This is a genomic window from Mycolicibacterium komossense (genome assembly GCF_025822605.1).
Classification (GTDB): Bacteria; Actinomycetota; Actinomycetes; order Mycobacteriales; family Mycobacteriaceae; genus Mycobacterium; species Mycobacterium komossense.
In genome coordinates, this window is sequence record NZ_JACKTY010000037.1 from 89,849 (window position 1) to 111,079 (window position 21,231).

Genomic DNA, 21,231 nt, shown 5'->3' on the forward strand with positions numbered 1-21,231 from the left:
TCACTTGTCCTTCCGGCCGAAGAGCTTGCCAATGACTGCTCGGGCACCTGAACCCGCCGGCCGGTCGCGCAGACCGTCACCCAACAGGTTCACCCCGACCACCAGGACCACGATCATCAAACCGGTGAGGGTGATGATCCACCACGACGTGGTGATGTAGTCCTGGCCGTCGGCGATGATGCGACCCCACGTCGCGAACGGGCGCTGCGGCCCGGCACCGAGGTAGCTCAGCGCCGATTCCAGCAGCACCGCCTGCGCCAGAAGGAGCAGTACGACGAGCGAGATCTGCTTGATCACGTTCGGGACGACGTGTCGGACCAGGATTGCAAGGTTGCGCAGCCCGAGCACGCGCGCTGCGGCGACGTACGGCTTTTCGCGTTCGACGAGCACGAGTGAGCGTGTCAGGCGGGCGATTTCGGGCCACTGCGCGATGGCGATGACGAAGGTGATGACGGGAATGGACGGGCCGAACAGCGCGACGACGAGCAGCAGCATCATCAACAACGGCAATGACAGTTGCGCTTCGAGGAACCGGGAGACGACAACGTCGACCCACTTCCCGTAGTAGCCTGCGGCGCTACCCAGGACGACCCCGATGATGCCGGAGACGATGACGGCGAGGATGCCGATCATCAGTGACACCTGGCCGCCGTGCAGGATGCGTGACAGCAGGTCGCGGCCCAGCTGGTCGGTGCCGAACAGGTGTCCCGCCGTCAAGGGTGGGAGCCGTCGGTTGGCCAGGTCTGTCGCATTCGGGTCGTCGAGCGGGAGTACCTGTGCCAGCGCGACCGGGAGCAGGACGAGCAGCGTGCAGAACGCGCCCACGCCGATCTTGATCTGGCTGTCCCGGGAGCGGCGGCTGGCGCCCGCCCCCGCGAGGATCTTCGCGGTGACGGCGCTCGGCCGGGGTTGCGCGGGCGGCTCGATGACCGTCGTGCTTCGCGGAGTCCCCGCAAGATCATTGGTGAAGGCCATCAGCTGCTGCCCTTTCCGAGGCGGACGCGCGGGTCCAGAAGCGGGTAACACAGGTCGACGATCAGCTGTACCAAGATCGTCAGTGCGGCAGTCACCAGAACGGTGGCCTGTATCAGTGGGTAGTCGCGGGTCTCCAGTGCCCGGACGACCAGCGAACCGACGCCGGGCCAAGCGAAGACCACCTCGACCACGACCACTCCGTTGAGCATGCCGGCGAATCGGGTGCCGAGCGCGGTCAGCACCGGTACCGACGAGTTGCGCATGGCGTACCGCCACGTCAGCGCGCGTTCCGTGACCCCGCGCGAGCGGGCGACCGTCGCATAGGGAGAGGCCATGGCCGCCACCATCTCTCGGCGTACCAGGCGAGAGATCAGGGCGATCTGCAGGATCGCGATGGTGACCGTCGGGAGGATCAGTGCCGACCAGGTCGTGAAGCCGGCAGCCGGGAGGATCGGGAGCAGGACGGCGAAGATCGTGACGAGCATGAGCCCGCTCCAGAACTCTGGCATCGACTGGCCGCCGATGGACAGCACGTTCGCGGCAAGCTCGCGACGGGTGTCGGCGTGGCGGGCCATCCACACTCCCAACGGGATAGCGAGCAGGATCGTCAGGATGATGGCGGACAGTGCCAGAGTGATCGTGTAGGGCAGACGTTCGAGGACCACATCTAAAGCGGGTGCCTGGAAGGAGTACGACGTACCGAGGTCAAGGTGCAGCAGATCCCCGAGATAGATGAAGTACTGCGCTACCACGGACTTGTCCAGCCCCATACTCACCCGGATCTTGGCGAGGTCCTCGGTACTGGCCAGTGGACCGGCCAGTGCGTAGGCCGGATCGCCGGGTGCCAGACGGATGAGCACGAAAACCGTGGTGAGCGTCAGGAAGATGGTCAACACGCTTTGCGCAAGTCGCTTCACGACGTAGACGGCGGTCGGGTTGACCCGCCGCTTGCTTGTGCTCGAGGAGGGGGAGGGCCGGGTGTCGGGGCGGCTGTCGACGAGGGTCATGGCTCAGGCCTCCAGTCGGACGTTGCCGAGGTTGTATGAATTGATGGGCGTCAGTTCGACGTTGAGAACCCGAGTTCGTTTGGCCAGCATCGCATTCGGGACGAAGCTCCACAGGCACGGCCAGGTGTTCCAGATGTCCACCTGTGCTTCGTCGAGCAGTGCGGTCCGTCGCGCGGGATCGGGCTCGGCCGACGCTGCTTCGATCTTGGCGGTGATGGCGGGGAAGATGTAGCCGTGGTAGGTGTCGCGGGTCTTCTCTTTCTCGGCGGTGCCCGCGTACATGCCCTGGATGGTGGTCAGCGCGAGTCCGGTCTGGTTGCCGTAGCCGTTGCCGAGCACATCCCAGTCGCCCGTCTTACCCTGGCGCCATGACGAGATGTCTCCGCCCGGCTCGAACTGCTGGAGCCGGGCGCGGACTCCGATGTCCTTCATCATCTGCACCACGGATTCCATGACGGAGACGTCATTGGTGAATTCGCCTGTCTCCCAGATGAAGGTGAGCTCGAGATCCTTGACACCTTCGGCGTCGAGCATTTGGCGGGCGCGGCGCGGGTCGAACTGATAGTTGCCGGTTTTGGCGAATCCGTCGAGAGTGAACGGCGCAGGTCCGGTAGCCGAGGTCGCTGAACCGATGAGTACGTCGCGCGCGAGGGCCTCGCCGTCGACCGCGTAGGTAAGTGCCTCGCGGACTCGGGGATTGGCGAGCGGGTGTCCCGGTGGTTTCCGGAAGTTGAAGAACAGCTGATTGATTCGTGTGCTGGGCACGGTTTCGATCTGTACACCAGGCAAATCTGACAGTTGCTCAGCCGAGTTCGGGCTGATCGAGTCGATCACGTCGACCTCGCCGGATCGCAACGCGACGACCCGCGCCGCCTCTTCGGGGATGAACCGGACCTGCACCTGCTGCACACCTGGTGGATTTCCCCAGTACTTGCTGTTCGCGGTGAGTCGGTAATCGCCTGTGCCACGTGATGATTCGGTGACGACGAACGGGCCCGATCCGATACCCGAGTACAGCTCGCTTGGTTGGTTCGCCGCGGCCGGGGTGATCAGGATGTTCGACATCAGCGAAGGTAGCACCGGCAGCGGCGCACTGGTGCGCAGTACGAATGTGCGGTCATCAAGCGGAATGACCTGGGGCCATTCCGGGAACTGCGGGGCCACAAAGGATCCGCTGACTTGCTGATACATCTCCATCGCCACCCGCAGGTCGTCGATCCTGACCGGGCTGCCGTCGGAGTAGCGGACCCCGTCCCGCAGCCGGACGGTCCATTCGGTGTCCGAGGTGGGTTCGAAGCGGTCGGCCAGGACCAGTTGCGGCTTGAGGTCGTCGCCGATGCGGGTGAGGCCCTGACGGACCCCGCGCTGGGGTGTGACGGCGGCGTCGAACTGGTTGAGCTTGTTGTCGAGACTCACCAGCGACCGGTTCAGTGCGAGAACCAGCGTGTCCGCCGACGGCTTACCGGTTGGGCCGGCACACGCTGCGGTGGAACCGAGCAGAACTGCGCCCCCGGCCAGGGCGCTGAACTGGATGAACGAGCGTCGCGACAATGCGGGCGCCCGCAGACGAGGTGTGCTCATGTCAGTGTCCTTCACGCGTCGTCCCTCAAGCTGCGTCCTTCATCGGTCGTTCTTCGAGCGTTGTTCTTCCAGCGCGGTCGTGTGTATCCGTAAGGCGCAGTGCGGTGAGGCCACCCCCTATCGCGCCTAGGCTTGTAACTCAGCTCACAATGACACTATTGCGCGATTCGCGCAAGTACCGTAACTTCGATTGCGCGGAACACGCACAAATCCTGCACCGGTTCGAGGGAGAGGAGGTCCCCGTGGAACCCATTCTGATCTTCGCGGACGACCTCTCCGGGGCAGCCGAGGCCGCTGCGGGCTTCCTCGGCAGGGGGGTGTCACTGCAGGTCCAGCTCACTCCAGTGCCCACATCGGCCGACGTGACGGTGATCGACCTGCACAACCGCCGGGATTCGGTCGGCACCCGGGCGCGAACTCGAGCCGTGCTCGGCGCGTTTCACATCGCTGGATCTCAGCGCGTCCTTGTCAAGATCGACTCCCTGCTCCGGGGGAACATCGCGACCACACTGGAGTCGTTGACGCACACCGGACGCCCGATCGTGCTGGCGGCCGGCAATCCGGTGCTGAATCGCACGATCGTGGGTGGTGCTCCATTCGTCGGGGGTGTTCCGTTGCACGAGACGAACCTGTGGCACGCGGAGACACTGTCTGCACCCCGACATCTTGCCGAGGTGATCGGCGACGTGCGCGATATCCGCATCTGTGATGTGACGTCCGACGCCGACCTCGATGCCGTTGTGGCAGAAGCGGAGCCGGACGCCATCCTGGTGGGGACCGGGGCATTGACCGCCGCGGTCGCCCGATCGTTGCCAGTGGGCTCCCGGCAGAGCGGAGTGCCGACCGGAAGCCGGGCGGTATTCGTAGTCGGCACAGCCGATTCCGCTGCACATCACCAGTTGGCGGCACTCGCCGCGGCGGGCATCCCGATTCACTCCTTGGATAGCGACGACCTTCTCGACGGGACAGCGGCCGTGGAGGTTCCAACGGAATCCATCGCGCTCGCGATCACCGGGCCGGTTCGCCCCGCCGACGCGCATCGTCTGGTCGCCGCGCTCGCCGACACCGCTGTCGGCCTGGTCGACGACGCGACCGATCTGGTCCTCACCGGCGGCGAGACCGCCCGTGCCGTTCTAGACCGTCTCGGCGTCCACGCACTCGAGCCCATCCACGAAATCCACACGGGCGCAATCATGTCCGTTACTCCCGCCGGTAGTCGCGTCGTGACCCGACCGGGCAGCTTCGGCGGTCGCGAATCGCTTACGACAATCCTGCGCCACCTTCAACCGAGCCAACTCCGATCCCGCCACAGTGAGGCACAACCCATGTCAGAGAACCTTCCGTACGTCGCTCTCACGATGGGAGACGGTGCCGGAATCGGACCCGAGGTGATCGTTCCCGCGCTGCTCGACCCTCAGGTCGCCTCGTGGTGTCGTCCCGTGGTCATCGGTGATGCGGCCCGGCTGCGCCGCGCGGCCGGGGTCCTGGGGTTGGCACCGGAAATCGGATCGGTCGAGCATATTTCGGATGCGGTGTTCGTTCCCGGGCGCATCAACGTGATCGACCTCAACCTGCTGCCCGAAGATCTGGCCTGGGGCGAGCTGTCCGCCGTTGCCGGTCACGCAGCCTACGAATACATCAGGGTGGCAAGCGAACTCGCTGTCAACGGTCAGGTTCAGGCGATCTGCACCGCGCCACTGAACAAAGAAGCACTACATGCCGCCGGCCATATCTTCCCGGGACACACCGAACTGCTCGCGCACCTGACCGGAATCGAGGAGGTGTCGATGATGCTGTCGACGCCCAAACTCAAGGTCATCCACGTCACGACGCACATCGGATTGCTCGACGCGGTCGCCAAGATCGAGCCAGGACTCGTCGAGCGCACCATCCGGCGTGGCAACGATGCGCTGGTCCGCTCGGGCAACGCGCACCCGAAGATCGGTGTGTGCGGAATCAACCCGCACGCCGGTGAGAACGGTCTGTTCGGCTACGGCGAGGAGGATCAGAAGATCGTGCCCGCGCTTGAGGTGCTGCGCGCCGACGGTATCGACGTCCACGGACCGTTGCCCGCCGACACCGCGTTCTTCCTCGCCGGCCGCGGTGACTACGACCTCATCGTGGCGATGTACCACGACCAGGGGCATGGTCCGGTGAAAGTGCTGGGCATCGAGGCCGGGGTCAACATCACCGTCGGCCTGCCGGTCATCCGCACGTCGGTCGACCACGGAACGGCATTCGACATTGCGGGCAAGGGAATTGCCGAGCCCGGTAGCATGGTCGAGGCTCTGAGACAGGCGGCGGAACTGGCGACGAGCACTGCTGTCGTGAACTAGCCGGCTGAACTAGGGAGGGGCATGGCGGTCCGGGAATCGCAGGTCAGGCGAGCGGAAATCGTCCGCCTCGCAAAGACCACTGGGCTGGCAGGGGTTGACGACCTTTCCGACCAGTTCGGTGTGACCGCATCGACCATCCGCCGAGATCTCGCGCAACTCACTGCCGAAGGCTTACTCGCCCGGACCTACGGCGGTGCGATCGCCGTGCAACCGCATCCCGAATCCTCACTGCGGCAGCGGGCCGTCGAGGACTACGAAGTCAAACGTCTGATCGCGAAATGGGCTGCTAGCCAAGTGAAGTCGGGTGAGACTATTTTGCTCGACGCCGGCACCACGGTCGGGGCGATGGCGGAGTTCCTCCGCGAGCTCGAGTCGCTGACCGTCGTGACCGCCGGGCTGACGGCACTGGCTGCGCTCGCCGACGCCGACCAGGTGCGTGTCGAATGTCTCGGTGGCACACTGCGACACCTCAGCCAGGGGTTCGTCGGACCTCTCGCGGAGGCGAATCTGGCTCGGCTCTCCTTCGATCGGGCATTCCTGGGTGCGGACTCGGTCACCGCCGACCGTGGAATCTGCGAAGCCGAGCTCGGGCAGACCCGGCTCAAGGAATTGATGATGGAGCGGGCCGGCGACGTCTATGTCCTGGCCCACGCCGCGAAGCTGGGTGAGCGTCTTTTCCATGCCTGGGCGCCGCTGCCGTCCGGGGTCACCCTGGTGACTGACTCCTCGGTTTCCGCCGAGCAGCTGGCTCCCTTCGCGCAGGCCGGTATCCACGTTGTGACGGTGTGAGCCCGGCCTGCACGTCGCGCCCGCATTAGGGCTCGGTCGGCTCCTCGGCCAGCGCCTTGGCCAGCACTGGCACGGTGAGGTCGCGCTGCCACTGCCGGGCCCCGGCGTCGCTCAGGAACGCCGCTATCGCTGCGGCCGGGTTCTCGGTGGGCGTCCAGTCCCAGCACAGGCGTCGCACGAGTTCGGGGGAGAGCAGGTTCTCTGTCGGCACCGTGACCGACGCGGACAACGCAGACAGCGCGGTACGCGCAGCCTCCAGGCGCGCCGCGGCCTCGGGTTTGCGCTTACTCCAGCGCACCGCCGGCGGCGGACCTGTTTGCGGTTCGGAGACCTCTGGCGGATCCGGGGTGATCCTGGCTGCGGCGAGGGCATCCAGCCACACCTGCGCACTGCGGCGTTGTTTACTGCCTCCGAAGATCGGCAGTTTGGTCAGGGCCTCGACGGTGGTGGGATCGGCCTGCGCGGCGTCGATGATCGCTGAGTCGGGCAGGATGCGGCCCGGGGCGATATCGCGACGGCGGGCGATGAGGTCACGCACCGTCCACAGTTCGCGAACCGCGGCCAGCGTCTTACGGTTGCGCACCTTGTGGATGCCTGAGGTGCGTCGCCACCGGTCGCGACGGGTCGGCTGGGCTTCGTAGGTTCGCAGGTGCTCGAATTCCTGGGCCGCCCACTCGGTTTTGCCCTGCCGCTCCAGCTCCGCCGCGACCGCATCGCGTAGTTCGACCAGCACTTCGACGTCCAGCGCCGCGTAGTTCAGCCATGCGTCGGGCAGCGGACGCTTAGACCAGTCGGCCGCGCCGTGGCCCTTGGCCAGACCGAGGCCGAGTAGGCGTTGCACCATCGCGGCCAGGTTCACCCGGTCGAACCCGGCCAGGCGCCCGGCCAACTCGGTGTCATAAAGCGCGGGCGGCCGCATGCCGACCTCGGCGAGGCAGGGAAGATCCTGGTCGGCGGCATGCAGAATCCACTCGTCCTGGTCCAGTACGTCGGCGATCGGCCGTAGCACCGTCACCGGGTCACCGCCGTCGCCCACGGGATCGATCAGGACCGTGCCCGCGCCGGCCCGGCGGATCTGGATCAGATAGGCGCGGTTGGAGTACCGGAAACCCGACGCGCGTTCGGCGTCCACCGCGAAGGCGCCGCTACCGCCACCCAGAAACTCCGCGGCCTGGGCAATCTCGTATGCGGTGACCGACACCTCGGGCACCCCGTCGGCGGGCGCCGTCAGGGGGATGGGCTCAGGCTCGGCTGGCTCGAGCTCTGGTTCGGATTCAGGGCCGACTTCCGACATCTCAGGCGCGCGACCGCGTACCGAGGTTGGTGACCCCGACCGGCGGTAGACCAGCGGCGTGTTCGAGTACTTCACAAAAGGCCTGCACGTGGGTCCCCAGATCCGGTGTCGTCGCAGTCCAGGACGCGCGCAGTTCGAGCTGATGCGCCCGCGGCGGCCCGGAAATATCGCCGTAGCGAACCGATGTCGTTGCCGTGACGGTGCCGCCGAGCGCGGTGACATGCTCCGAGCGTGATTCCAGTGCCTCGATGAGCCAGCTCCAGGCCACCTCGGGGAGCAACGGATCGATGGCCTCGGTGGAATCCAGATCAGCCTGGATGTAGGCCACCAATCGCATGGTGCCGTCCCACGCGTCGGAACCGTCGGGATCGTGTAGCAGGATCAACCGGCCGAAGGCGTCCCCGTCGGATTGTTCGGGCACGACGGTGGGGTCGGCGTGCTTGACCTCGGCGCCGACGGCGTAGCTGAAGGGCGCGAGCCGCTGTGGCGGGCGGATCGGGCCGACCTCGATCTCCGCGCGTACGGTGGCAGCATTCATCGCAGCTACCGCGGCGCGGAATTCAGCCGGTTCGGCAGACGTCACAATTTGTGACGGTAGCCCTAACGGTGCAGCTACTAGTGCAGGCGCGCCGCTTGTGTCGGCATGGCAGCATTGGATGCGATGAATACCCGTCGCGAGCTGTCCGATTCTGCCTACCTCGCCGCCGCAGCCGGCCGCAAACCCGTCCACACCCCGGTTTGGTTCATGCGACAGGCAGGCCGGTCGCTTCCGGAGTACCGGGCCCTGCGTGCCAAGAACACCATGATGCAGGCCTGCTTCGACGCCGAGCTGATCTGCGAGATCACCCTGCAGCCGATCCGCCGACATCACGTCGATGCTGCCATCCTGTTCTCCGATATCGTCGTGCCGCTGCGCGGGGCGGGGATCGACGTGGACATCGTGCCCGACGTAGGGCCGGTCATCGCCCATCCGATTCGTACCGCCGCCGACGTGGCTGCGATCAAACCCCTTGATCCGCAGCATGTTTCGCCAGTCGCGGAGGCGATCAGTCTGCTGGTGTCCGCGCTCGGCGACGTACCGTTGATCGGATTCGCGGGCGCCCCGTTCACGCTGGCGTCCTATCTCGTCGAAGGTGGCCCCAGCAAGCACCACGAGCGCACCAAGGCGATGATGCTCGGTGAACCCGCGATCTGGCACGCGCTGATGACGGCGCTGACCGATATCACCATCGGCTTCCTGCAGGTGCAGCTCGCCGCCGGCGTGGATGCCGTCCAGGTGTTCGATTCCTGGGCGGGCACCCTGTCGCTGGCCGATTACCGCACCTTCGTGCTGCCGCATTCCACCCGGGTGTTCGCCACGCTGGCCGGCGCCGGTGTGCCGATGACGCACTTCGGCGTCGGCACCGCCGAGCTGCTCGGCGCGATGTCCGAGGCGCTCGGTGACCACGCTCCCGCGGTGGTCGGGGTGGATTGGCGTACCTCGCTGACCGACGCGGCCGGCCGCGTGCCCGCGGGGCGGGCGTTGCAGGGCAATCTCGATCCGGTGGTGCTGTTGACGGAGTGGGCGGTTGCCGAGCGCAGCGCCCGTTCGGTTGTCGAGGATGGTCGTCGCGCGGTCGACGCGGGTGCGGCCGGACATATCTTCAATCTCGGCCACGGTGTGCTGCCCGCTACCGATCCCGGTCTGCTCACTGACTTGGTGGCATTGGTGCATTCGTTGTGAAATCCGACGGCAACCCCACCTACTCCATTGTGGGGGGCGGTATCTCGGGTCTGGTTGCCGCCTACCGGTTACGCAGCATCGTCGGCGACGATGCAGTGATCACCCTGTTCGACCCGGCCGACCGGCTCGGCGGGATTCTGCGTACCGAACGGATCGCCGGCCAGCCGATGGATCTCGGGGCCGAAGCGTTCGTCGTGCGCAGGCCCGAGGTGCCCGCGCTGCTGCGTGAACTGGGCCTGGCCGGCCGGCAGGTCGGTACTACTGGCGTGCGGCCGCTGCTGTACAGCCAGAGCCGCCTGCACGCGCTGCCGGCGGAGACCGTCAATGGGATCCCCAGCTCGGCGGCGTCGATGGCCGGGCTGGTCGATGACCAGACCCTGAGCCGGATGGCTGTCGAACCATCGCGCCCGCTGCAGTGGCTGCGCGGGTCCGACCCGGCGGTGGCCCAGCTGGTCGATGACCGGTTCGGTGCCCAGGTCGTCGCGCGTTCGGTCGATCCGATGCTGTCCGGGGTGTACGCCGGGTCCGCTGCGACCATCGGCCTGCGTTCAGCTGTTCCGACGGTGGCCGTGGCACTCGACCAGGGCGCCACCAGCCTGACCGACGCGGTGCGGGCCGCCTTGCCCCCTTCGTCGGGGGCCCCGGTCTTCGGTGCCATCGACGGCGGCTACGAGGTGCTGATCCGGGAGCTGGTGGTGCAGAGCGGTATCCGGTGGGTCGGCACCGGGATCGAGCACCTCGCCCACGACAGCAACGGCTGGGCGCTGCGTGACGACGAAGGTGCGCACTGGCGCGCCGACGCGGTGATCCTGGCGCTGCCGGCCCCCCGGCTGGCTCGGTTGGTGGGCTCGATCGCTCCCCGTACCGCGGCCGCGGCGAGCCGCATCACCACCGCGTCGTCGGCGGTCGTGGCGTTGGCCGTCCCGGGTGGGACACCGCTGCCGTCGCGTTCCGGTGTGCTGGTTGCCAGCGGAGAACGCTTGAACGCCAAGGCAATCACACTCTCGACGCGCAAGTGGGGCCGCGGCGGCAATGCGGAGTTGCTGCGGCTGTCCTTCGGCCGTTTCGGTGACCGGATCGCCCGCGACACCTCCGACGAGGAGTTGCTCGCGTGGTCGGTCCGTGACCTGTCCACGGTCTTCGGCGTCGACGTCGAGCCACTGGATGTGGGGGTGCACCGCTGGCTCGATGCCATGCCGCAGTACGGGCCCGGGCATGCCGAGCTGGTCGCGGAACTGCGCGCCGGGTTGCCGCCGACGCTTGCCGTCGCCGGTAACTATCTCGACGGGATCGGGGTGCCGGCCTGCGTGGGCGTGGCGGGTCGGGCGGCTGCGGAGGTGGCGCGGATGCTGGGTGCGGACGGGATGGCACGATAGAGGTATGGCCAAGCTCGACTATGACGCGCTCAACTCAATGACCAGATACATGATGATCTCGGTGTTTTCGGTACAGCCCGAGGCGTTGGGTGAGGATCGCACTGCCGTCATCGACGACATCGCGACTTTCCTCAAGCAGCAGGAAGAGGGCGGCGTCACGGTGCGCGGCCTCTACGACGTCGCCGGTTTCCGCGCCGACGCTGATTTCATGATGTGGACCCACGCCGAGCGGGTCGAGGATCTGCAGGCGACATACCGCGATTTCCGTCGGACGTCGCTGGGCCGGGTCAGCGATCCGGTGTGGAGCACGGTCGCCCTGCACCGGCCCGCCGAGTTCAACAAGAGCCATGTACCGGCGTTCATCGCAGGTGAGGAGCCCGGCGACTACATCTGTGTCTACCCGTTCGTCCGTTCGCTGGAGTGGTACCTGCTGCCCGATGACGAGCGCCGCAAGATGCTCGTCGAACACGGCATGGCGGGCCGCGAATACCCCGATGTCCGCGCCAACACGGTGCCGGCGTTCGCGCTCGGCGACTACGAGTGGATCCTGGCGTTCGAGGGACCGGATCTCGGCCGCATCGTCGAGCTGATGTGGAAGCTGCGCTACACCGACGCGCGGCGCCATGTGCGTGAGGAGATCCCGTTCTTCACCGGCCCGCGGGTCGGCGTCGAGCAGCTGGTCTCCGCTCTTCCGTGAGCCCAGCTCTTCCGTATTTACTCGGCCGGGACCAGCTTCAGTGAGATGGAATTGATGCAGTAGCGCTGGTCGGTCGGGGTGGGATATCCCTCACCGGTGAAGACGTGGCCGAGGTGGCTGTGGCAGTTGGCGCACAGCACCTCGACGCGGCGCATGCCGTGCGAGTCGTCGGGGCGCAGGATCACCGCATCGGAATGCGACGGGTCGAAAAACGACGGCCATCCGCAGTGCGAACTGAACTTCTCTGAGCTGCGGAACAATTCGGCCCCACACGCCCGGCAGTCGTAGACACCTTCGGTCTTGGTGTCGGTGTACTCGCCGACCCCTGCCGGCTCGGTACCGGCCTGACGCAGCACAGCGAACTCAGCGGGGGTGAGCTTCTCGCGCCACTGGTCGTCGGTCAGCGTTACCTTCGGGCTGGGTATCCCTGACGTTTCGGAAGTCATGCTCCTACGCTAGCGCGCGGCTCCTGCGGAGTCATCCACGGCGGATCGATACCGTCGTCGAGGCGCCCGTCGGCCTTGGCGTCGAGATAGCGGAAGTACAGCACCACGAACGCCACGATCAGCAGCAGCGACCAGCCGTAGGTGACTTTCAGGTACTCGAGGTACCGCCCGAATGACGGCCAGCGCCACAGCAGCCAGCGATCGGCTGTCAGGAAGCCGTATACGGCCAGCCAGGCCGGCCAGTTCCGGAGCACCGAATTGCGTAGCACCACGGTCATCAGGAACGGGAACAGCATCATCGAGTAGTAGCCCTGGGCCAGCGACAGCACCAGCCAGGATGCGGTCAGCAGCACACCCGAAGATGTCAGCATCCAGAAGAACGGATCGCGGACGCGGTAGTAGCGGTACAGCAGCCACAGAGTCGCGATGGCCAGCAGCGCGAATCCGAGGCGCAGCACGATGATCAGCCATGTCGGCAGGCCGTAATAGACACCGTTGCCCTGGATCGAGCTGTTGAAGTAGTCCCGTACACCCAGGATGTAGGGCACGGTGCGGGTGACGAAGTTCATCGGATCGGAGACCAGGGGCCAGGCCACCACGTTGAAGACGAGCGGCACCGCCACGGCGGTGACCAGAGGTCGCCACTGCCGGTTCAGTAGCGGGATCACCAGTAGTGGCGCGAGCACCGGCTTGACCACCAGGGTCAGGCCGATTGCGGCGCCCGCCCACCACTGATGTTTGGTCTCACCGTCCAGCAGCCAGCGGAAGAACACCACTTCCATCAGCAGGATGCAGCCGTTGATATTGGTGAAAACCAGCGTGTTGGTCACTGATTCGGTGATGAACATCGCGGCCAGCAGGGCGGGCAGAGCCACCGAGGACAGCGGGAACCCGAAGAGCTTCACCAGCAGGCACGCAGCGAGGATCATGGCGATGGTGTTGAAGGCCACGAACCAGTTGTGCGACGCGAACACCGGCAGATAGCCGAACGGGGCCATCAGCAGGGTGCCGCCGGGCGGGTACAGGTAGTGCGGATCGACGTAGTCGAAGTGCTCGTTGTAGATGTCCCAGCCCATTTTGAAGTTGATCACCGCGCGGTAGACCGGGCCGAAGTCATCGGTGATGTAGCCGTTGGTCGACAGGATGTAGCTGCGGTGGATCACCGACATGATGGCCAGCGGCCACAGCGCGGAGCGCAGGATCGTCGCAGTGCTGGGCGCACTGGTTCGGGGTGCGAAGAGGCGCAGCACGGACCAGTGCAGGCCAGAGGAACCGGAATCAGCAGCCGCCACGGCAGCACCGTACACCGATAGCCTTGACAGGTGTTTCAGGCGGGGCAGTACGTGTCGGTGTCCGGGGTTTTACCGCTGTCGAGGTAGCCGAGCAGCGGCGGCATGGAGCACCCGGTGTAGATGCTGGCGCCGTGGCCGATGCCCTGCCACATCACCCGTTTGCTGTTGGAACCGGCGTTGATGATGATGGCTGCGGTGGCGGCGACGCCCTCGGAGCCCACGATCGGATCGTTCTGAACGCCGAGCACCAGGACGCCGACCTTGAGGTTCTTCGGTGCGTCCGGTGCGGTGCCGCTGGGCCAGTTCAGGCATTTGACCAGGTTCAGCGCGGCGACGGTACCGAATTGCGGGTACAGCTTGCCCCAGGCCACCACGAGCTCGCGGACCCGGTCGGGGGTCGGGCGATTCAGCGAATCGCTGCACCGGTTGATGAACTGACCGTCGGTCTGCTGCATCGCGTCGGCCTGGTCGATGAGGTTGTTGAGCAGGTTGTCGTCACCGTTGCGGGCGGCCGCCAGGGCGCTCGCCAGGCGAGCGGTGTTCGTCGCCCGGTCACCGTCGGGGTAGCCGAGGGCGGTGACGATCGCGTTGACCAGTGCGGCCACTGACTGCCCGCCGGGGCCGTTACCGCTGCGGGCGGCCGCCAGCAGCGCGTCGACGGCGCCCTTGGGATCGGGGCCCAGTGGGCAGTTCGTCGCCGCACATTGGGTGGCGAACGCGTCCAGCGCGGCCTGCTGGCCCTTGACCTGCTGTTCGGCGGCGGCCTCGGCGCTGACTCCCAGGGCTACCGGTGAGTCGAGGATCAGCCTGGCCACTTTGTCGGGATGTGAACCGGCGTAGGACATGGCGACCTGGCTGCCGTTGCCGATACCGATGAGCGCCAGCGCCGGAACATCCCAGATGCTGCGCAGTTTCTCGATGTCCTCGGCGGAGTGGGCGTTGTCGTAGGCCGAGTCGCCGGGGGCGATGGTGTCGGTGCAGTTGGTGGTCGCGGTCATGGTGACGGCACCCAGATTGGCGACCGGGTCGTCACCGGACTCGAATTGGGCCTGGTCGCGCATCTCCTGGCGGTCGAAGGCGTCTCGGCAGTCCACTGCGCTGGACATCCCCATCCCGCGCCGGTCGACGGCGACGATCGGATGTGATTTGAGGATGTCGGCACCGGACCGGGTCAGCCACACCGGCAGCTGTACCGAGGTGGGGAGGTCGGATCCGGTGGTCAGTACCAGGGGACCGGCGTCGGGAGGCGTCTGTACCGAGCGGGCCCGCACGACACCGATGGTCACCGTTCCGGTGGCCCCGTTGATGGGATCGAGGTCGGCGTCGTACGTCGCGCACTCCATCGTGATGCCGGGCGGGGCGGGCAGCGCGGCGTCACTGAAGACCCGTGATGTGCAGTCCCGCCACGACAGGTCGTGGCCGTCGGCGGGCGCGGCGATCGGTGGCGGGCCGTTCGGCGGGGGAGCCGACGTGCTCGGGCCACCGCCGCTGTGTCCGTTGTCGACGGCGAATTGCGGGTTGGCGGCCAGGCCGGGGGCGCAGCCGGCCAGCAGCGCGCTGACCGACAGCAGGATGGTGGCGAACTGGGCCCGGCGACTCATGCAGCCCACAGTAGCGATAGCCGACGCCAGGTCCCGACAGCCATTTGGCGAGTCATTCGCCCCGGCCGCTCGACGAGCGATGCGGAGAAGTCGGGCTAGTGGGCAACGTAACGGCTGTACAGATATCCACTGTCGTCGGCGAGCAGATGCGCCCGACGGAGTTTGGTGGTGATCGCGCTGGTCGCCTTGGCGATCCGGCCGCCGTCGCCTCCGACGATCACCGGCGCGATCGTCAGGCACAGCTCGTCGATCAGGTCGTTCTCGATGAAGGTGCCCAGCAGGCTGGGGCCGCCTTCGGTCAGGACGCGGGTGAGCTTGCGCGCTGCCAGCAGCTCGAGCATCGTGGCGGTGTCGAGGCTGGCCGGGTCGGGGCCGGAGCAGTCGATGACCTCGGCGAGGCCGTGCAGTCGGTCGCGGGTGTCGGCGGCGGCGGCGGTACAGGTCAACACCAGCGGCGGTACCTCGGTCTGGGTGAAGACCTTGGTGTCGCGGTCGAGATGCCCGGATTGGGTGACGATCGCGATCGGCGGGATCTCGGCTTGCCCGCGGGCCTGCCGGTTCTGCCGCTGCGTGACGCTGAGTTGTGCACCCGCATAGTTCTCGGCCCGCACGGTGCCCGCGCCGACGACGATGACGTCGGCCAGCTCACGCATCAACCGGAACAGGGCCCGGTCACCGGGACCGCCCAGCCCGCCGGACTTGCCGTCGACGCTGGCGCTGCCGTCGAGCGTGCTGATGAAGTTGGCGCGCACGCAGCAGCGGGAGATGTCGGCCGGATACTCGTAGAGCTCGGGGAGACGGGATTCGTCGACGGTGTCGGCTGTCCCCAGGAGTGTGAGCTGTGTCCCAGCGGTGGGTTCGGCCATAAGAACGATTGCAGCACGTCGCTACAGTGCGTGCATGGACGCCCCCACCTCCGCGCCCGGTGGCGGCGCGGTCGCCCATCTGACCGATCGCAAGCCCACGGTGTCTCCAGAGCGGCTGATCGCTCAACTCAACCCCCCGCCGACGTTCACTGACGTCAGCTTCGCGACGTACCGTCCCGACCCGAACGAGCCGAGCCAGGCCGCCGCGGTCGAGTCCTGCCGGACGTTCTGTGCACAGGCCGTCGAACGTCGCGCCGGGAAGAAGAAGCTGTTCGGTAAGCGCGAGGTGCTGCCAGGGGTGGGGCTGTACCTCGACGGCGGGTTCGGTGTCGGCAAGACCCACCTGCTGGCGTCGATCTACTACACGTTGGCCGGCTCCGGCGACGGGGTGGCGTCTGGTCCCGCGGCGTTCGCGACCTTCGGTGAGCTGACGCAGCTGGCCGGCGTCTTCGGGTTCGTCGAGTGTATCGACCTGCTCTCGGAGTATGTGGTGGTGTGCATCGACGAGTTCGAGCTCGACGACCCGGGCAACACCACGCTGGTGTCCCGGATGTTGTCGCAGCTGGTGGAGCGCGGCGTGTCGATTGCGGCGACGTCGAACACCCTGCCCGAGCAGCTCGGCGAAGGCCGGTTCGCCGCGCAGGATTTCCTGCGTGAAATCAACACGCTGGCAAAGATTTTCACGACGGTGCGGATCGAGGGGCCTGACTACCGCCACCGCGGCCTGCCGCCAGCGCCCGAGCCGCTCACCGACGAGCAGGTCACCGAACTGGCCGCGGCGGTCCCCGGCGCCACCCTCGATGAGTTCGACGCGCTGTGCGCTCACCTGGCGACGATGCACCCCTCGCGCTATCAGGCACTCATCGAAGGGGTGACCGAAGTCTTTGTGACCGACGTGCACCAGATCGATGACCAGAGTGTGGCGCTGCGGCTGGTGTCGCTGACCGACCGCCTCTACGACGCGGGCATCCCGATCGTCGCTTCGGGCGCCAAGCTGGACACGATCTTCAGCGAGGAGATGCTCGCCGGCGGTTATCGGAAGAAGTATCTGCGGGCCACGTCGCGACTGCTCGCGCTGACGGCGGCGGGAATCCAGGCGTAGTCCCCCCGAGTAGACGCTTACTGCCCCCGACACACCGGGGCAGGGCGAGCTGCTAGGTCTGTTCGGCGTCGAGCAGCGGCCGCAGCATCACGAAATCCTGCTCGATGCCGGCACCAAGGCGGAACGTCTTGGTGCCACTGACCGCGAATCCGTGTTTGCCGTAGAACCGCTGGGCGCGCCGGTTCTGCTGGTTGACACCCAGCCACACACCGACCGCACCCGCTGCCGTTGCGTGGACCAGTGCGGCGCGCATCAGCGCCGCCGACACTGCGCCGCCGTGGCTGTCGGGCACGACGTACATCTTCGACAGTTCGACTGCGGGCCGCAGCGTCACCGCCGCCTGGACGTCGGGGTCGTCGGGAACGCCGTCGACGGTCATGGCGTAGCCCAGGATTCGGCTCTCGTTTCGGGCGATCAGCACCGCGCGTGTGGGGTCCGCAAGGTACTCGGCAAACCGCGCCGCCGACAGGGTGGTCGCGATGAATGCCGCGATGTCCTCGGGCCGGGCCGCGGCCGGACATGCCAGCGGGAAGGTGAGGGCGGCGACGTCTGCGAGTTCGGGAAGATCAGCGTGTTCGGCTGCGGTGACCTCGATGACCATCAGCGGACTCAGGGTAGCGGGGTGCCGGGTTCCCAGATGTTCCACTGCGCCAGATGCGTGCCTGAATGCGGTTCCAGGAGAACGACATTGGTGACGCCTGCGCGGTAAACCTGCCAGTAGACGGCGCCGTCGACGGTGGCTCCGTTCGGCACGTTGAGGAGCGCGGCCTGCAGCGCATCGGGAGCATCGTTGTTCTTGGGTGCGTAGGCGTCGGCGTACGGGGTTACCCCGTCGAAGCTGAAGGCCACCGCCATCGCGTACGGAGTCGGGACTTGCACCGCGTGGACGGTCACCGATGCGCGCCAGGGACCACCTTCGTTGCGCCAGCGTGGGGAGCCGGTGGGTGCGTAGCCCGGAGGCGGGTCGGTGGGCAACACGTCATGCACGGTGACGTCGGCGATGATGCCGCCGTAGTCGACGCGCAGGGTGTCGCCGAGCCGGCCGATCGCGGCTTCCGCCGACGCTGTGGGAGCCGGAGTCACCACAAAGGCGGCAATCGAGAGGGCTCCGATCAGGGTCGCAAACCAGCGGCGCATGTGACGCATGATGGCACACCGCCTATGACCCGCGGGCGGGTTGGCGCAACGAGACCGGTGACCGGGATAGAAGGAGCTCGTTGCTCAGGAGGTCCAGGGACCCGAGCCGCCGACCTTATCGATCGTGATGCGGGTCAGGTAACCAGCAGGCGAGCCCTCCGGCGGGAAGCCGGAGTCGGGACCGAGCATCACCGCGGCCAATTCGGTGAGCAACTCGGGGGCGCCGCCCTCGACGATGCGGGCTGTCCCGGTAATCGACAGATAGTCGGTGAGGACGCCAGGCTTGGGCGCGGCGACGATGGTCACCGAGACCCGCGGATCCTGGCGGACGTTGCGAACCTTCTTGTGCTCTTTGAGATGAGCGGTGACCAGTTCGTCGCCGTCGGGCGTCGACTGCAGCGCAAACCACACCACGCTGACCTGTGGGCTGCCGTCGGGGTTGAGGGTGACCAGGGTGCCGTCGGCACCGGATCCGATGAGGTCACGCGCGGAGTCGTTGAGCTTCATCTCCCCGAAAATACTCTCGACTGTCAGGCTGCACCTTCGAAGTCGAGCAGCGTGAGTTTGGTGGCGGCGCCGCCGGCGTACTGCCCGGGGGAGCCGTCGGAGCGGACCACCCGGTGGCAGGGAATCACGACGGGCAGCGGGTTGCGGGCACACGCGGTGCCGACGGCCCGGACTGCCTTGGGGCTGCCGACCGCGGCGGCGACCTCGGCGTAGGTTTCACGCTGCCCGTAACCGATAACGCGCAGATGTTCGATCACGGACCGTCGAAAGCCTTGTGCCAGGCGGAGATCCACCGCGATATCGAATCGGGTGCGCTGATGGGTGAAGTACTCGTCGAGTTGGCGGGCGGTGTCATCCAGCCGCGCCGGCGCCCGCAGAATGCGGGGGCTGACGGTGTCGGCCAGCATGGCCAGCACCGCGTCATGGCCCTCGACGGCGAATGCGACGCGGATCAGACCCTGATCTGTGCGGGCCAGTAGCAGGGCCCCGATCGGGGTGTCCACCGTCCGGTAGGCGATATCGAGTAGTCCCTCGGCGGCGGCGGCGAACTGCAGTTGGGTGTGCAGGCGATCCAAGATCGCCGATTCATCGGGGTTGGCGAACATGTTGGTGTTCATGGCGTTTGGTCCTTCGTGTAGAGCGCGCGCAGGTTTTTGATGCCGTCGGCGGCGGCACGGCGGGCGGCGTCGGGTGAGTTGCCGAGCAGCGTGGCGATATCGGCGAAGGGCAGGCCGGCGATGTGGTGATACGCCACGGCAAGGCGCTGTTTGTGGGGGAGTCGCGCGAGCGCTGGCCACAGGTCGGGGTCGCGGTCCGCCGGATCGGCGTGGGTGGCGGGCCGCTCGGGCAGTGTGTCGGTCGGGGCGGCGCGACGGGAGCGCGCACGGCCGACGTCAAGGGCGCGTCGGTGCGCGATCGTCACCAGCCAGGCCTCGACATTGGCGTCGGCAGGCAGGTCGGGATAGGCGCGCAGCGCGGACAGGAAGGTCTCCGACCAGGCCTCCTCGGCATCGTCGGGCCCGACGACGGCACGGCAGACCCGCAGCACGGTTCTTCCGTGCTCGGTCACGACATCTTCGAACGGACGCACCTTCACATCATGTAGACGTGGGCGGCGCCGCGTTTGTGAGGTCGGTCGGTGAGATTGTCAGTGATCGACTTCAGCCATCCCGGCGCCACTCTCGTTCGCGGGCATCTAGGCGTGCTTGGGATAGCCGCGCCGAACAGTGCGATCCAGAATGGCCAGCGTGGCCCTGATGGCCATCTCGGAGATCACGGGGAAGATCCCCGCGTCGCGCCACTTCTGGTCGATGTTCGACCAGTCGTAGAACGAGGTGACCACCGTGCTCTCGCCGTCGGTGGCCGGTTCCAGCCGGTAGCCGTATACGTGCCCGATCTGTGGCCGGATCTGTCCGAGGATCGTCCACGCGATCAGCGCGTCGGGCTCGAATTCGGTGATCTGAACCGTGACGTCGTAGCGGCCCAAATCCGGAAAATCGTTCAGCGCTTCGCGATCCATATGCACGACGAAGGAATCCCCGACTGCGGTCACGGGTGCCCCGTCAGCGTCCTGCAACATTCCGGAGGAATCGATCGCGACGTGGCCCTGCGGATCGCACAGAACCGCGAAAACGTCGGCGGCGGTGGCGGCGATGGTGCGCTGAAGTTCGATGCGGTCGGTCATGTCCACATCCTGTCGCAGGTGTTCGTGAAAATTTTTCGATTGTTTTGTTTGGTGGACGATGTTGCCGGGTAACAATGGCAGCATTAGCCGCTGACTCGGGAGGGGACCCCGATGTTCTTGGTTTCGATGCTCTACCTGTTCGGTGTCATGGCGGTGCCGATCGCGTGCGCCTACACCACTCCAGCCTGGGCCAAGGGGGCGGATCAGCCGTCTGGATCCGATCCGTCTGCGCTGCTGGTCGCCGGATTGTTCTGGCCGTTATTGCTGGTCGGAGCGCTGCATTTCGGGGTGTCTGCCGCTCTGTACAAGGTTGAGGTCCATCGGGCCGTTCACGCCTCGCTTGCTGCCTGATCTGGTCGATCAGCGATACGGCAGGTAGCGCGGTTTAGCGCGCGCACATCACGGGAAGGCCCAGAGCGGGGCGGGGCCGACGATGTGGAGAAGACGATCGTGATCACCATATTTGTGACGATCTATCTGATCGGGCTTGGTGACAACCATCGGGGCTTACGCCGAGGGACGGTGGTTTCTGCGTGACCACCGGACTCCAGCGCCGCATCCGTTTGCGGTTGCGGTGCTCGCGGGCTTGATGTGGCCCTTGCTCCTGATCGGAGTCGTCGAGGTCGGGGCCGTTGTGGCTCTGCAGAAAACCATGCGCGATCCTGAGCCGGGGATCGACATCTACGCCTAGTCGCCCCAAGTCGACGTGAACCTGCGGTATCTATTCAGGCCTCAGCTGGGTAACCGCCGGTGAAATAGGGCACCAAGTCTGCGACACACGTGTCAGAGCTGGTGCACACGCCAGCTCTGGGCTGCAT

23 protein-coding genes are annotated in these 21,231 nt (G+C 66.5%); 8 read left to right on the forward strand and 15 right to left on the reverse strand.

Features of this window, described 5'->3' with window-relative positions:
• From H7J73_RS23390 to H7J73_RS23400, 3 genes are read right to left on the reverse strand one after another with little or no spacing between them, the layout of a single operon-like run.
• Window positions 1–975: an ABC transporter permease gene (locus H7J73_RS23390; protein WP_264070100.1), complete on the reverse strand. Its 975-nt coding sequence runs from the start codon at window positions 973–975 to the stop codon at window positions 1–3.
• Window positions 975–1,982: an ABC transporter permease gene (locus H7J73_RS23395; RefSeq protein ID WP_264070101.1), complete on the reverse strand. Its 1,008-nt coding sequence runs from the start codon at window positions 1,980–1,982 to the stop codon at window positions 975–977. Before H7J73_RS23395 ends, H7J73_RS23390 begins: the two co-directional genes overlap by 1 nt.
• Before the next feature lie 3 nt (window positions 1,983–1,985).
• On the reverse strand, window positions 1,986–3,563 hold the full coding sequence (locus tag H7J73_RS23400; protein WP_264070102.1) for an ABC transporter substrate-binding protein: 1,578 nt from the start codon (window positions 3,561–3,563) through the stop codon (window positions 1,986–1,988).
• Between the two features lie 242 nt (window positions 3,564–3,805).
• Here H7J73_RS23400 and pdxA point away from each other — a divergent pair, with 242 nt between their 5' ends.
• Window positions 3,806–5,899: a 4-hydroxythreonine-4-phosphate dehydrogenase PdxA gene (gene pdxA, locus H7J73_RS23405; RefSeq protein WP_264070103.1), complete on the forward strand. Its 2,094-nt coding sequence runs from the start codon at window positions 3,806–3,808 to the stop codon at window positions 5,897–5,899.
• 21 nt (window positions 5,900–5,920) lie between these two features.
• Window positions 5,921–6,688, forward strand: coding sequence for a DeoR/GlpR family DNA-binding transcription regulator (locus H7J73_RS23410; protein WP_264070104.1), 768 nt, complete (start codon window positions 5,921–5,923; stop codon window positions 6,686–6,688).
• A gap of 25 nt (window positions 6,689–6,713) precedes the next feature.
• Here H7J73_RS23410 and H7J73_RS23415 read toward each other — a convergent pair whose 3' ends face one another.
• Both H7J73_RS23415 and H7J73_RS23420 read right to left on the reverse strand, forming a co-directional pair.
• The gene (locus H7J73_RS23415) at window positions 6,714–7,982 is read right to left on the reverse strand and encodes a ribonuclease D (protein WP_264070105.1); all 1,269 of its coding nucleotides are present in this window, start codon (window positions 7,980–7,982) and stop codon (window positions 6,714–6,716) included.
• A 1-nt stretch (window position 7,983) separates the two neighbouring features.
• The gene (locus H7J73_RS23420; protein WP_264070143.1) at window positions 7,984–8,520 is read right to left on the reverse strand and encodes a DUF3000 domain-containing protein; all 537 of its coding nucleotides are present in this window, start codon (window positions 8,518–8,520) and stop codon (window positions 7,984–7,986) included.
• 123 nt (window positions 8,521–8,643) lie between these two features.
• Here H7J73_RS23420 and hemE point away from each other — a divergent pair, with 123 nt between their 5' ends.
• From hemE to hemQ, 3 genes are read left to right on the forward strand one after another with little or no spacing between them, the layout of a single operon-like run.
• Window positions 8,644–9,705: a uroporphyrinogen decarboxylase gene (hemE, locus tag H7J73_RS23425; RefSeq protein WP_264070144.1), complete on the forward strand. Its 1,062-nt coding sequence runs from the start codon at window positions 8,644–8,646 to the stop codon at window positions 9,703–9,705.
• Window positions 9,702–11,081 carry a protoporphyrinogen oxidase gene (locus H7J73_RS23430; protein ID WP_264070107.1) on the forward strand — a complete coding sequence of 460 codons (1,380 nt, stop codon included), beginning with the start codon at window positions 9,702–9,704 and terminating at the stop codon, window positions 11,079–11,081. Before hemE ends, H7J73_RS23430 begins: the two co-directional genes overlap by 4 nt.
• Before the next feature lie 4 nt (window positions 11,082–11,085).
• Window positions 11,086–11,778, forward strand: a complete 693-nt coding sequence (hemQ, locus tag H7J73_RS23435; protein WP_264070108.1) for a hydrogen peroxide-dependent heme synthase — start codon at window positions 11,086–11,088, stop codon at window positions 11,776–11,778.
• Window positions 11,779–11,795: 17 nt separating this feature from the next.
• On the opposite strand, the gene msrB is transcribed toward hemQ, so the two are convergent.
• The 4 genes from msrB to H7J73_RS23455 all read right to left on the reverse strand — a co-directional run bounded on the left by msrB (window position 11,796) and on the right by H7J73_RS23455 (window position 15,983).
• Window positions 11,796–12,224 (reverse strand): peptide-methionine (R)-S-oxide reductase MsrB, encoded by a 429-nt coding sequence (gene msrB, locus H7J73_RS23440; protein WP_264070110.1) that lies wholly within the window; start codon window positions 12,222–12,224, stop codon window positions 11,796–11,798.
• Window positions 12,221–13,531 carry an arabinofuranan 3-O-arabinosyltransferase gene (aftC, locus tag H7J73_RS23445; protein WP_264070111.1) on the reverse strand — a complete coding sequence of 437 codons (1,311 nt, stop codon included), beginning with the start codon at window positions 13,529–13,531 and terminating at the stop codon, window positions 12,221–12,223. The genes msrB and aftC overlap by 4 nt, the downstream gene beginning before the upstream one ends.
• A gap of 20 nt (window positions 13,532–13,551) precedes the next feature.
• Complete coding sequence (locus H7J73_RS23450) at window positions 13,552–15,117, reverse strand: alpha/beta fold hydrolase (protein ID WP_264070112.1); 1,566 nt, start codon at window positions 15,115–15,117, stop codon at window positions 13,552–13,554.
• Window positions 15,118–15,212: 95 nt separating this feature from the next.
• The gene (locus H7J73_RS23455) at window positions 15,213–15,983 is read right to left on the reverse strand and encodes a pyrimidine reductase family protein (protein ID WP_264070113.1); all 771 of its coding nucleotides are present in this window, start codon (window positions 15,981–15,983) and stop codon (window positions 15,213–15,215) included.
• Here H7J73_RS23455 and zapE point away from each other — a divergent pair.
• Window positions 15,982–17,085: a cell division protein ZapE gene (gene zapE / locus H7J73_RS23460; protein WP_264070145.1), complete on the forward strand. Its 1,104-nt coding sequence runs from the start codon at window positions 15,982–15,984 to the stop codon at window positions 17,083–17,085. The genes H7J73_RS23455 and zapE overlap by 2 nt on opposite strands.
• 52 nt (window positions 17,086–17,137) lie before the next feature.
• Here zapE and H7J73_RS23465 read toward each other — a convergent pair whose 3' ends face one another.
• The 6 genes from H7J73_RS23465 to H7J73_RS23490 all read right to left on the reverse strand — a co-directional run bounded on the left by H7J73_RS23465 (window position 17,138) and on the right by H7J73_RS23490 (window position 20,413).
• The gene (locus H7J73_RS23465; RefSeq protein ID WP_264070114.1) at window positions 17,138–17,686 is read right to left on the reverse strand and encodes a GNAT family N-acetyltransferase; all 549 of its coding nucleotides are present in this window, start codon (window positions 17,684–17,686) and stop codon (window positions 17,138–17,140) included.
• Between the two features lie 8 nt (window positions 17,687–17,694).
• Entirely contained in the window at window positions 17,695–18,222 is a 528-nt protein-coding gene (locus tag H7J73_RS23470; RefSeq protein ID WP_264070115.1) for a hypothetical protein, read from the reverse strand.
• Between the two features lie 84 nt (window positions 18,223–18,306).
• Window positions 18,307–18,729, reverse strand: a complete 423-nt coding sequence (locus tag H7J73_RS23475; RefSeq protein ID WP_264070116.1) for a PPOX class F420-dependent oxidoreductase — start codon at window positions 18,727–18,729, stop codon at window positions 18,307–18,309.
• A gap of 23 nt (window positions 18,730–18,752) precedes the next feature.
• A complete protein-coding gene (locus tag H7J73_RS23480) occupies window positions 18,753–19,346 on the reverse strand; it encodes a methylated-DNA--[protein]-cysteine S-methyltransferase (protein WP_264070117.1) in 594 nt (197 codons plus the stop codon).
• The gene (locus tag H7J73_RS23485) at window positions 19,343–19,825 is read right to left on the reverse strand and encodes an RNA polymerase sigma factor (protein ID WP_264070119.1); all 483 of its coding nucleotides are present in this window, start codon (window positions 19,823–19,825) and stop codon (window positions 19,343–19,345) included. Before H7J73_RS23485 ends, H7J73_RS23480 begins: the two co-directional genes overlap by 4 nt.
• Window positions 19,826–19,924: 99 nt before the next feature.
• Window positions 19,925–20,413 (reverse strand): SRPBCC family protein, encoded by a 489-nt coding sequence (locus H7J73_RS23490; RefSeq protein WP_264070121.1) that lies wholly within the window; start codon window positions 20,411–20,413, stop codon window positions 19,925–19,927.
• Window positions 20,414–20,524: 111 nt separating this feature from the next.
• On the opposite strand from H7J73_RS23490, the gene H7J73_RS23495 reads away from it, so the two are divergent.
• Window positions 20,525–20,764, forward strand: a complete 240-nt coding sequence (locus H7J73_RS23495) for a hypothetical protein (protein ID WP_264070122.1) — start codon at window positions 20,525–20,527, stop codon at window positions 20,762–20,764.
• A gap of 139 nt (window positions 20,765–20,903) precedes the next feature.
• On the forward strand, window positions 20,904–21,104 hold the full coding sequence (locus H7J73_RS23500; protein ID WP_264070123.1) for a hypothetical protein: 201 nt from the start codon (window positions 20,904–20,906) through the stop codon (window positions 21,102–21,104).
• Window positions 21,105–21,231 lie beyond the last annotated feature (127 nt).

Bases quoted from the DNA above. Each gene is read 5' to 3' on its own strand.
- H7J73_RS23480 (WP_264070117.1), bottom strand. From the start codon at position 19,346: ATGAACACCAACATGTTCGCCAACCCCGATGAATCGGCGATCTTGGAT.
- H7J73_RS23410 (WP_264070104.1), top strand. From the start codon at position 5,921: ATGGCGGTCCGGGAATCGCAGGTCAGGCGAGCGGAAATCGTCCGCCTC.
- H7J73_RS23400 (WP_264070102.1), bottom strand. From the start codon at position 3,563: ATGAGCACACCTCGTCTGCGGGCGCCCGCATTGTCGCGACGCTCGTTC.
- H7J73_RS23465 (WP_264070114.1), bottom strand. From the start codon at position 17,686: ATGGTCATCGAGGTCACCGCAGCCGAACACGCTGATCTTCCCGAACTC.
- H7J73_RS23470 (WP_264070115.1), bottom strand. From the start codon at position 18,222: ATGCGCCGCTGGTTTGCGACCCTGATCGGAGCCCTCTCGATTGCCGCC.
- H7J73_RS23490 (WP_264070121.1), bottom strand. From the start codon at position 20,413: ATGACCGACCGCATCGAACTTCAGCGCACCATCGCCGCCACCGCCGCC.
- hemE (WP_264070144.1), top strand. From the start codon at position 8,644: ATGAATACCCGTCGCGAGCTGTCCGATTCTGCCTACCTCGCCGCCGCA.
- H7J73_RS23415 (WP_264070105.1), bottom strand. From the start codon at position 7,982: ATGTCGGAAGTCGGCCCTGAATCCGAACCAGAGCTCGAGCCAGCCGAG.
- H7J73_RS23390 (WP_264070100.1), bottom strand. From the start codon at position 975: ATGGCCTTCACCAATGATCTTGCGGGGACTCCGCGAAGCACGACGGTC.
- hemQ (WP_264070108.1), top strand. From the start codon at position 11,086: ATGGCCAAGCTCGACTATGACGCGCTCAACTCAATGACCAGATACATG.
- H7J73_RS23455 (WP_264070113.1), bottom strand. From the start codon at position 15,983: ATGGCCGAACCCACCGCTGGGACACAGCTCACACTCCTGGGGACAGCC.
- msrB (WP_264070110.1), bottom strand. From the start codon at position 12,224: ATGACTTCCGAAACGTCAGGGATACCCAGCCCGAAGGTAACGCTGACC.
- H7J73_RS23450 (WP_264070112.1), bottom strand. From the start codon at position 15,117: ATGAGTCGCCGGGCCCAGTTCGCCACCATCCTGCTGTCGGTCAGCGCG.
- H7J73_RS23495 (WP_264070122.1), top strand. From the start codon at position 20,525: ATGTTCTTGGTTTCGATGCTCTACCTGTTCGGTGTCATGGCGGTGCCG.
- H7J73_RS23395 (WP_264070101.1), bottom strand. From the start codon at position 1,982: ATGACCCTCGTCGACAGCCGCCCCGACACCCGGCCCTCCCCCTCCTCG.
- H7J73_RS23475 (WP_264070116.1), bottom strand. From the start codon at position 18,729: ATGAAGCTCAACGACTCCGCGCGTGACCTCATCGGATCCGGTGCCGAC.
- H7J73_RS23420 (WP_264070143.1), bottom strand. From the start codon at position 8,520: ATGAATGCTGCCACCGTACGCGCGGAGATCGAGGTCGGCCCGATCCGC.